The organism is Mycobacterium sp., from assembly GCF_032162605.1.
Lineage (GTDB): Bacteria > Actinomycetota > Actinomycetes > Mycobacteriales > Mycobacteriaceae > Mycobacterium.
The window spans coordinates 1-9,866 of sequence record NZ_JAVROT010000188.1; the positions used below are offsets into that span (position 1 = coordinate 1).

Consider the following 9,866-nt stretch of genomic DNA (forward strand, 5'->3'; position numbering starts at 1 on the left):
TGGTGAAGTAGCCCTCGGCCTTGAGATCCGGAGGCGGCCACTGGCCCTGGAAACGCTTCTTCAGCATCGGGCCCGTCACCATCAGGTAGGCCAAGTAGATCATGATGATCGCGATCGACGTCAGCACCGTGAAGATCTTGGGCTGGCCGATGTTGATCACGAGGATGATGATCGCGATCAGGCCGATGACGATGGCCGGGATGATCGGCGTCTGCGTCTTGGGATTGACCCGAGCGAGCTTCTCCCCGAACGGAAGTGCGTTGTCGCGGGCCATCGCAAAGGTCAGCCGGATCGCGGCGGTGTGCACGGCCAGTGTGCAGACCGTGACGGCGACGACGATGCAGACCAGGAACACCTTGCCCAGCGGGCCCCACATCACCTGCTCGACGATGTACTGCAGGCCACCGCTGCTCTCACCGATCTTGGGATCGTTGAGATCCGGTGCCGACATCACCGCGAACACAAGGATCGCGCCGCCGATGACGAACGACGCGAGGATGGCGCGCAGGATCGCCTTCGGGGCGGTACGGCGCGGCTCGACCGTCTCCTCGCCGAGTGAGCTGGCGGTGTCGAAGCCGTACATCACGTAACCCGAGGCGAGCGAGGCAATCAGGAATGCGCCGAGGTAGCCGCCGCTCTCGCCGGCCCCATAGCCGTTGGCGGAGAAGAACACCGACGGTCCGCGAGTCGTGCCGGCCGCCAGGATGATCGCGATGAGGACGGCAGCGATGAGCTCGATGAAGACACCCGTACTGTTGATCATCGCCATCAGCTTCACACCGAGGGCGTTGATGACCGTCGTGAACGCGATCAGGATCGAGCCGAGGAGGACGGCGTTGGCGGCGAAGTCGTATTCGCCGGTGCCGTCGCCGATGATCTGGAACCCGCTCCACAACCGCGGCAGGTTGAGCTGGTAGGCCAGCACCACCGCCGAGATCGTGACTATCGACGCGGTCAGCATCAGCCAGCCCGATGACCACCCGACGATCCTGCTGCCCAGTTTCTTCGACCAGTTGTAGACCGAGCCTGCCACGGGATACTTGGCGGCGAGCTCCATGAAGCACAGTGCTACGGCCATCTGCCCGACGAACACGATGGGCCACGACCACAGGTAGGCGGGACCTGCGGTGCCGAAACCGAAGTAGAACAGCTGAAAGGTTCCGGTGAGGATCGATATGTAGCTGACGCCTGCCGCGAAGCTGGCGAACTTGCCGATACTGCGGTCAAGAGACTCCTTGTAACCGAAGTCGTCCATGCCGCCGCTGTCGACTCCCGATGAACCTGCTTCAACAACCATGACGTGGTCCTCCCTGAAATGCTTGCCGCGGCGGGCTGGATGACAAAAGGGTCATCCTTTGAACCAGCCTGCGGGTTTCGGCGCGGTGTTGTGCCAGATGTGCTTGATCTCTTGGTATTCTGCGAGCCCCGTGGGGCCGAGCTCGCGACCGTTACCCGACTTTCCGAATCCGCCCCACTCCGCTGCTGCGGTGTAGTACCCGAAGTCGTTCAGCCACACCGTGCCGTGCCTCAAAGCGCGCACCACACGTTCGCCCCGCGCCGGGTCGGACGTACGAACGCCCGCCGCGAGACCGTATTCCGTGTCATTGCCGAGCCGAATCGCCTCGGCTTCTTCGATGAATCTCTCGACCGTCAGGATCGGCCCGAAGGTCTCCTCACGGACGATCCCCATCGATCGGTCACACCGATCGAAGATCGTCGGCAGGTAGAAACTGCCCTCGTCCAGCGCCGGATCGGCGGGTCGTGATCCCCCCGTGAGCAGCTTGGCGCCCTCCGAAATAGCTGCTGCCACATGCGCTTCCACCTTGGCGCGGTGCTGCTCGGACACCAGCGGTCCGGTCTCGCTCGCCGGATCCATGCCGTCGCCCATCCGGATCTTCTCGGCACGTCCGACCAGGGCGGCGACGAAGTCGTCGGCGATCGACTCCTCGACGATCAGCCGGGTGCCCGCCGAGCACACCTGACCCGAATGGAGGAAGACACCGGTCAGTACCTGGTCGACGGAGGCGTCCCACGCATCTCCCGTTCCGATGTCGGCGAACACGATGTGCGGGTTCTTCCCGCCGAGTTCCACCGCGACCTTGGTGACGTGCTCTGCGGCCACCTTGGAGATGGTCCGTCCGGTGGCCAGTCCCCCCGTGAACGAGATGAAGTCGACGTCGGCGTTGTCCGTCAGGGCGCTCCCCAGCACCGCGCCGCTGCCCTGTATGAGGTTGACCACCCCGCCCGGTACGCCTGCCTCCTCCATCAGGTGTACGAAGGTGATGGTGGACAGCGGCGTGACCTCGCTGGGCTTGGCGACCATCGTGCATCCCGCCGCGAGGGCGGGCGCGATCTTCCACGACATCTGCAGCAGCGGGTAATTCCATGGCGCGATGAGGACGCAGACGCCGATGGGCTCGCGGACCACCCGACTGATGACGGCCGGGTCGCCAACGTCGATCACCCGGTCGGCTTCGACTCCGACCAGGCGAGCGTAGTAGCGGAACACCGACGTCACGTCGTCGATGTCGATCCGGCTCTCCACCAACGTCTTTCCAGTGTCGTGCGTCTCGATTACCGCCAAGGGCTCCTTGTCCCGCTGCAACAGGTCGGCGATCCGCATCAGCAACGCGGCCCGTTCCGCCACTGGTGTCGCAGGCCACGTACCGTCGTCGAACACGGCCCTGGCGGCGGCGACGGCGGCGCGCGCATCCGCGTCGGTCGCCTCATCGACGACCGCCGTCACGCTCCCGTCGGCTGGGTTGATGATCTGCCGCGTTCCCCCATCGGACGCATGACGCCACTGCGCACCGATGTACAGGTCGGGTTCACCGTTCACTGGTCACCTCACCCTCGCCGGAGCCACCGGGCTAGGACCCGGCACCGACTCGGGACACTACCCACTCGTGGAACTCCGCGATGTGGTGTTCGGAAGGTACGAGCACGCCACCGTTGCGATACGCGCGAGACGACATGGACGGCTGGGTTCGCTCACAGGCCTCGAAGTCCTGCTCGTTGACCCGGTGGAACAACTCGACGGAGCGGGAGACATCGCGGCCGGAGGCCACCACGTCGGCGGTGTACAGCCAGTCACATTCCACCACGGTGCGATCCACCGCGATCGGGTACATCCGGTGGAAGATGATGTGGTCCGGGACCAGGTTGATGAACACCGTCGGCTTGACCGTCATCGCGTAGTACCGCCGGTCCTGCTCTTCGGTGATTCCCGGCAGCCGGTCGAATCCCGCCGACCCGTCAACGGTGAATCCTTCGACCTCCGAACCAAATTCGGCGCCCAGACCGATATTGGCCTGCGCGGCCACGCCGCGGGAGAACTCGGGCAACACGTCAACGAGCTCGGGATGAATCGTCGAACAGTGGTAGCACTCCATGAAGTTCTCGACGATCAGCTTCCAGTTGGCCGCCACGTCGTAGACGATGCGGCGCCCGACGTCCAACCCGCCGATTCCGTACCGGTTGATGGCGTCCGAGTCGCCGAGCGTCCTGGTGGTCTCGGAGACGACGTCCTCGAACGGCGGCGGGGTATCCGACAGACACACCCAGGCGTACCCGAGCCACTCGGTGAGCGCGACCGGCACCAGCCCGTACTGGTATCGGTCGATCGGCGCGCCCGAGTCGTCGGTCAACGTCACGATGTTGGGAGCTGCGACCAGCTTTCCGTCCAGTGCATAGGTCCAGGAGTGGTAGGGACAGCGCAGATTGCGCTTCACTTCGCCCTCGGCCTCCGTGCACAGCTGTGCGCCGCGGTGCCTGCAGACGTTGAGGAACGCCCGCAGCAACCCGTCGCGACCACGAACCAGCAGCACGCTCTCCCGGCCGACCTGGACCTTCTTGAACTTCCCCGGCAGCGCGAGATCGGCCGACCGGGTGGCGCAGAACCACATCGTCTCGAAGACGTGTTCCTGCTCGGCGGCGAACAGCTCGGGGCTGGTGTAGTGCTTACCGCCCAGGGTGGACCGCAGGGCGGATGGTGGGTTCATGGCGGGCGGGCCGGCCGCGTGACGGCTCATCGCCTGATCCGCGACATCTCGGGGTCCACCACCGGCTCGGCGTGGACGGTGGCGCCGTAGCGGTCTCCCCGGTAGTCGACGGCGACGACGTCGCCGGGAGCCGTCCCCGCCGGCAGCCACGCGTAGGCGATGCAGCGACCGACGGTGGCCGAGTAGGCAGCGCTGGTGACGTAACCGACGCAGTCTCCGGAAGTGCCGATCCCCCGGTCGCTTCGCTCCTGCCCTCCGGTGCCGAGATACACCGGTTCCTTTCCGAGCACCACGGCGGTGGGGTCGTGGAAGACGATGCTGCACAGGATCTTCTCCGACGGCGGCGCCTTCTCCAGCGCAGCCTTCCCGACGAAGTCGTCCTTCGTCATGCGGACGGCGAAGTCCAGACCTGCCGCCGCGGGCCGGTGTTCGGCGGTGACGTCGGTCCCCCAGGACCGGTAGGCCTTCTCGATCCGAAGGCTGTTGAACGCGATGCGCCCCGCGGCGATCACCTGGTGGTCCTGGCCGGCGGCCCACACCAGGTCCCAGAGCGCCGCGCCGTACGCGGCGTCGGCGTAGATCTCCCAGCCGAGTTCACCGACGTAGGACACCCGCATCATGGTCACCGGAATGGCGCCGAGGTAGGTGCGCAGCACGCGGAAGTACTTGAAACCCTCGTGGGAGAGGTCGTCGCGGCACAACGGCTGCACCAGATCGCGCGCCGCGGGCCCCCACACGCCGATGCAGCACGTCGCCCCGGTGATGTCGCGCACCGCGACACTGCCGTCATCGGGAAGTTGACGGGTGATCCAGTCGAAGTCCATCGGCCCGTTGGCCCCCACCTGAAAGCGGTCGGCGGCCAGCCGGGCGACGGTGAGATCGCTTCGGACCCCGCCAGTTTCGTCGAGCATCATCGTGTAGGTGACGGAGCCGACGCTCTTGTCGACGTTGTTGGTGGTGAGCCGCTGCAGCAGTCCCACCGCCCCCGCGCCCGCCACCTCATACCTGGTGAGTGGCGTCATGTCGTACATGGCGACGCGCTCACGGGTCCAGTGCGCCTCGGCGATGGAGATCGGTGACCAGAATCTTGCCGACCACTCGTCGCGCTCAGGGAAGGCCACGCCCTCGTCGTGGAGCCGTTGCGCCAGAGGGGCGTTCGCCTCGTACCAGGCGGGGCGCTCCCAGCCGCCGCCCTCGAAGAAGAACGCGCCGAGCTCCTGCTGGCGCGGATGGAACGGGCTGGTGCGAAGACCGCGCAGCGCATTGCGGTACTGATGCGGGTGGATGATGTCGTAGACCTCGACGAAGGCTTGCGAACTCGTCGCGAGGATGAATTCGTCGCTGCGGGCGACGTCTTCGAATCGGTAGAGATCGCATTCGTGGACCTCGGTCGACGGGACGCCGTCGATGATCCACTCCGCGGTGGCCTTCGCGACGCCTGCCGAATGCGTGACCCACACTGCCTCTGCCACCCAGAATCCGCTCAGTTCGCGGTGCTCTCCCATGATCGAGAAACCGTCCGGAGTGAACGAGAAGATTCCGTTGAATCCCTGCTCGATCTTCGAATCATTGAGCACCGGAAGGAGTTTCAATGACTCTTGCCAGGCGGGGGCGAAGTCCTCCTCAGTGAACGGGAGCATTGAGGGCATCTCCTCGCCCGCGGTGTCGGACGTGAGGGTCGACATGTCGACGGGCATCGGGCGGTGCCCGTAGTAGCCGATGCCGATGCGGTCGACGTGTTCGCGGAAGTAGAGGTCCTGGTCCTGGTGGCGCAGGATGGGCAACCCGGCCTCGGCCAGGTCGGTGTTGCGGCCGACGAGGGGCTCGATCCGCCCGGTCGTCGCGTACTGGTGGGCCATGGGCACCAACGGCACGACGAGTCCGACCTGCTTGGCCAGACGTGCTCCCCAGAAGCCTGCGGCGCACACGACGACGTCGGCGGGGATGACCCCGTCGGCCGTTTGGACACCGGTCACGCGGCGGCCGTCGTCCAGGACGCCAAGGACTTCGGTATTGGGCACGAAGGTCGCACCGCGCGCCGTGGCCGTCCTTGCCTGCGCCTCGACTGCGCGGACCGCCTTGACCAATCCGTCCGTCGGCGTTCGGAACCCGCCGAGGATGCGGTCGGCGTCCAGCAGCGGGTGCAACTCGGCGCACTGCCCCGGCGTCAGTAGGTCTCCTGCCACGCCCCACGCCTGGGCCCAGCCGGCCTTGCGGTGCAGATCCGCCCAACGTTCCGGGGTCGATGCGACTTCCAGACCGCCGACCGGGTTGAACGCCCAGCCTCCGGGATGATCGAGTGCACCGAACTTCTCGATCGTGTACTTCGCGAACTCGGTCATGGTCTTGGACGGATTGGTCTGGAACACCAGACCCGGCGCATGCGACGTCGACCCGCCGGTGGCGAACAACGGGCCGCGTTCGAGCACGGTGACGTCGGTCCAGCCTCTTGCGGTGAGCTCGTCGGCCAGTGAGCTACCGACGATTCCCGCACCGATGATGACGACCTTGGGGGCAGCCAAGCGATCCTCCACTTGTTGCGTAGTGCGCAACGAACTCTCGATACGCAACACATGATTCTACTGAGCGCGCCGCCCGTCAACAGGTGGGAGCGACTTGGGCGCGCGTGACCGCGCTCAGCGCGGCTCAGCGCGCCGAAATCGCCATGGGGAGGGGTTAGCGGGCTGGCCTGAGCTTGCCGCGGGTGTCGTTCTGGTTGCGCTCGAATACCAGTCGCAGACCATCGAGGGTCAGATGCTGGTCGTACTTCGTCACGGTCTGCAGATCCGGCAGCAGCAGCGGCGCGGTGTGACCGGTCGCCACCACGGTGACCTCGTCGCCCGCGAAACCGTCGACGTCCCGGCGCACCCTGCTGACCAGACCGTCGACCAGGCCTGCGAAGCCGAACACCGCGCCTGCCTGCATGCACTCCACGGTGTTCTTGCCCACCACGGAGCGCGGTCGGGTCAACTCGACGCGGCGCAGCGCGGCCGAGCGCGCCGCCGCCGCGTCCGAGGACACCTGGATGCCCGGGGCGATCGCCCCGCCGAGGAACTCACCCTTCGCCGACACCACGTCGACGCAGATCGACGAACCGAAGTCGACCACGATCGCCGCTGTGCGGTACTTCTGATACGCGGCCAGGCAGTTGACGATGCGGTCGGCACCGACTTCCTTGGGGTTGTCGACGAGCAGGGGGATCCCCGTCCGAACTCCCGGCTCGATGAGGACCTGAGGCACCGAGGACCAATACTGGTCGAGCATGACGCGGATCTCGTGAAGCACCGAGGGCACCGTCGACAGGGCCGTCGCACCCGTCAGACGCTCGGCGTCGTCACCGATCAGACCGTCGATGGTCAGGGCCAGCTCGTCGGCGGTGATTTCGGGTTCAGTCCGAATCCGCCAATGCTGCACCACCTTTGCGTGGTCACCAGATCCCGACACCAGCCCGACGACGGTGTGGGTGTTGCGGACGTCGATCGCGAGGAGCACGGCGCTCAGTTCCTCCAAGGCAATTCATGGCTCTGCTCCGACCCGACGCGCGAATGCCCGTCGATACCCGCCGCGGCGCCGACGTCGATGGCGATGTTGTCCAACAGCCGGGTTCGCCCGAGTCGCGCGGCCACCAGCAGCCGCGCAGCCCCCTCGGTTGGGGCCGGGCCCAGCCAGGCGTCCCGCACCTCCAGGTAGTCGACGTCGAGCGCGGGCACCTCGTCGAGGACCGCGCGGGCTGCCTCGAGCACCTCCGCCGCGCCGCGCGACGCGGCGTACATGCCTGCGAGAAGCGCAGCAGAAAGCGCGCCTGCCTGCTCGCGCTCCGCGTCGTCGAGATAGCGGTTGCGCGACGACATCGCGAGGCCGTCCGCTTCGCGCACGATGGGAACACCGACGATCTGCACGCCCAGGTCGAGGTCGTCGGCCATCTGGCGCACCAGCACCAATTGCTGATAGTCCTTCTCGCCGAAGTACGCCCGATCCGGTCGAACGATCTGCAGCAGCTTGAGTACCACGGTCAGCATTCCGGCGAAATGCGTTGGCCGTGATCCCCCTTCGAGCTCGGCACCCAGTGGTCCTGGGAGCACCGTCGTGCGGGGACCGTGCGGGTACATGTCCGCCGCGGTGGGTGCGAAGACGATCTCGACACCCTCGGCGCGCAGCAAGGCGAGGTCGTCGTCGAACGTACGGGGATAGGCGTCGAGGTCCTCGCCCCCGCCGAACTGCAGCGGGTTGACGAAGATCGACACCACGACGACCGCGCCGGCCACCCGTTTGGCCGTTCGCACCAATGCGAGGTGACCGTCGTGCAGGGCACCCATCGTCGACACCAGCACCACCCGCCGTCCCGTCGTCCGCAGGGCCCTCGACACGTTGGAGGCATCCCGCGGCCTGGCGTAGACGTTGAGCTCACCCGCTGCGAACGCGGGTGGCTTCCGGACCGTCACGTACGTCCTCCCTCGTTCAATGCGGCGAACACCTCGGCCGGGGCGTGCGCCCGCCGCGCCGTCCGCAACGAGTTGGCCCGGTATGCCTGTGCGAGTTCGGGATCCACGTCGGCGAGCGCTTGGAGGTGACCGGTGATGGCAGCGGCATCACCGCGGGCGACGGGACCCGTCAGTGCCGCCTGTCCACGTTGCAGCGCATTCTCCAGCGACGCGCGGGCCAGCGGTCCGATCACCCGCTCGGCGATGCCTCCCGGAGCGTCGTCGACCACCTCCTGGCCGAGCAACTCCTGACCCCGGAGCGCAGCCCGCAATGCCTCGACGGCGTCGAGCAGGACGGTGATGACGTGGTTGCCCGCATGGGCGAGCGCAGCGTGGTACAGCGGCCGCGCGTCCTCCCGCACTCCGAACGGTTCACCGCCGATCTCGAGGACCAGCGACTGGGCCACGGCGTAGCCGACGTCATCGGCCGCGGTGATGCCGAAACACGCACCGGAGAGCCGGACGATGTCCTCATCCGAACCCGTGAACGTCATGGCGGGGTGAATCGCCAGCGGAATGCAGCCGAGGTCGGTCAGTGGGGCGAGCACGCCGACGCCGTTGGCGCCCGAGGTGTGCACGACGATGGTGCCGGGTCTCACCGCGCCGGTGGTGGCCAGACCCGATACGACACCCGCGAGTTCGGCGTCGGGGATCGACAGCACCAGCAGTTCGGCGTGGGCGGCGACGTCCTGGACGGGCAATACCTGCGTGTCGGGAAGTCGACGTTCGGCCCGCTGGCGCGACGCCCGGGAGATCGCGCTGCACGACACGACGACGTGTTCGGCCCGTTCCAACGCCACGCCGAGAGCGGTGCCCACTCGGCCTGCGGAGATGATGCCCACCGTGAGGCGGGCCGGACGCAGTCCGTCGGGGGGACCCCACGCGGGCCTGGGGGGCTGCACCATCGCAGACGACCTCGCATGCTCGTGTTTCAGGCGTTCCGGTCCCGACCTCGCGGGTACCGGACGGTCGCGTCGAGACTAACTCACTCGTCGCGGCGGCGGCGACGGCCTCCTGCGGTGGAACCGACCTGCAGTCGGGCCATCAGTTCGGAGAGCGGTTGCCCGCCGATGTGCTGGCCTGCGGACTCTTCCGCGTCGTCCGCCTCGCGGTGGCGGGACGACGCCGGTTCCTGTGCCTCGGGTGGCGGGGTGGGTGACGCTGGAGGTGGCGGGGTGGGTGTCGCTGGAGGTGGCGGGGTGGGTGACGCCAGGGTGGGCGGAGGTGTGGGACGCCCGGGATCGGCGTCCGACGAATGGCGGGCACGCCTCGCGGACTCCGTCTCGGCCGTCTCGGCCCTCTCGGCCGGATAGTGCCGACCCTTCCTGGGCTCTTCCGTCGGTGGCGGGGTCATCGCAGGCGTCGGCGGCGGCGTGACCGGCGG

7 protein-coding genes and 1 pseudogene are annotated in these 9,866 nt (G+C 67.1%); all 8 read right to left on the reverse strand.

Annotated features, from left to right (window positions below; genetic code table 11):
* The coding region (locus QOI01_RS11760; RefSeq protein ID WP_526381045.1) for an amino acid permease at nucleotides 1-1,297 on the reverse strand (1,297 nt) is incomplete at its 3' end.
* A 51-nt stretch (nucleotides 1,298-1,348) separates the two neighbouring features.
* The gene (locus QOI01_RS11765; RefSeq protein ID WP_526381047.1) at nucleotides 1,349-2,839 is read right to left on the reverse strand and encodes an aldehyde dehydrogenase family protein; all 1,491 of its coding nucleotides are present in this window, start codon (nucleotides 2,837-2,839) and stop codon (nucleotides 1,349-1,351) included.
* 31 nt (nucleotides 2,840-2,870) lie between these two features.
* Nucleotides 2,871-4,031 carry an aromatic ring-hydroxylating oxygenase subunit alpha gene (locus QOI01_RS11770; protein ID WP_526381049.1) on the reverse strand — a complete coding sequence of 387 codons (1,161 nt, stop codon included), beginning with the start codon at nucleotides 4,029-4,031 and terminating at the stop codon, nucleotides 2,871-2,873.
* Entirely contained in the window at nucleotides 4,028-6,523 is a 2,496-nt protein-coding gene (locus QOI01_RS11775; protein ID WP_526381051.1) for an FAD-dependent oxidoreductase, read from the reverse strand. Before QOI01_RS11775 ends, QOI01_RS11770 begins: the two co-directional genes overlap by 4 nt.
* 154 nt (nucleotides 6,524-6,677) lie before the next feature.
* On the reverse strand, nucleotides 6,678-7,493 hold the full coding sequence (locus QOI01_RS11780) for a type III pantothenate kinase (RefSeq protein WP_526381056.1): 816 nt from the start codon (nucleotides 7,491-7,493) through the stop codon (nucleotides 6,678-6,680).
* Between the two features lie 5 nt (nucleotides 7,494-7,498).
* Nucleotides 7,499-8,443: a pantoate--beta-alanine ligase gene (gene panC, locus QOI01_RS11785; RefSeq protein WP_526381053.1), complete on the reverse strand. Its 945-nt coding sequence runs from the start codon at nucleotides 8,441-8,443 to the stop codon at nucleotides 7,499-7,501.
* Nucleotides 8,440-9,387, reverse strand: coding sequence for a Rossmann-like and DUF2520 domain-containing protein (locus QOI01_RS11790; RefSeq protein WP_526381054.1), 948 nt, complete (start codon nucleotides 9,385-9,387; stop codon nucleotides 8,440-8,442). Before QOI01_RS11790 ends, panC begins: the two co-directional genes overlap by 4 nt.
* Nucleotides 9,388-9,467: 80 nt before the next feature.
* Nucleotides 9,468-9,866: pseudogene (locus QOI01_RS11795) on the reverse strand (DUF6779 domain-containing protein); the annotation flags it as partial.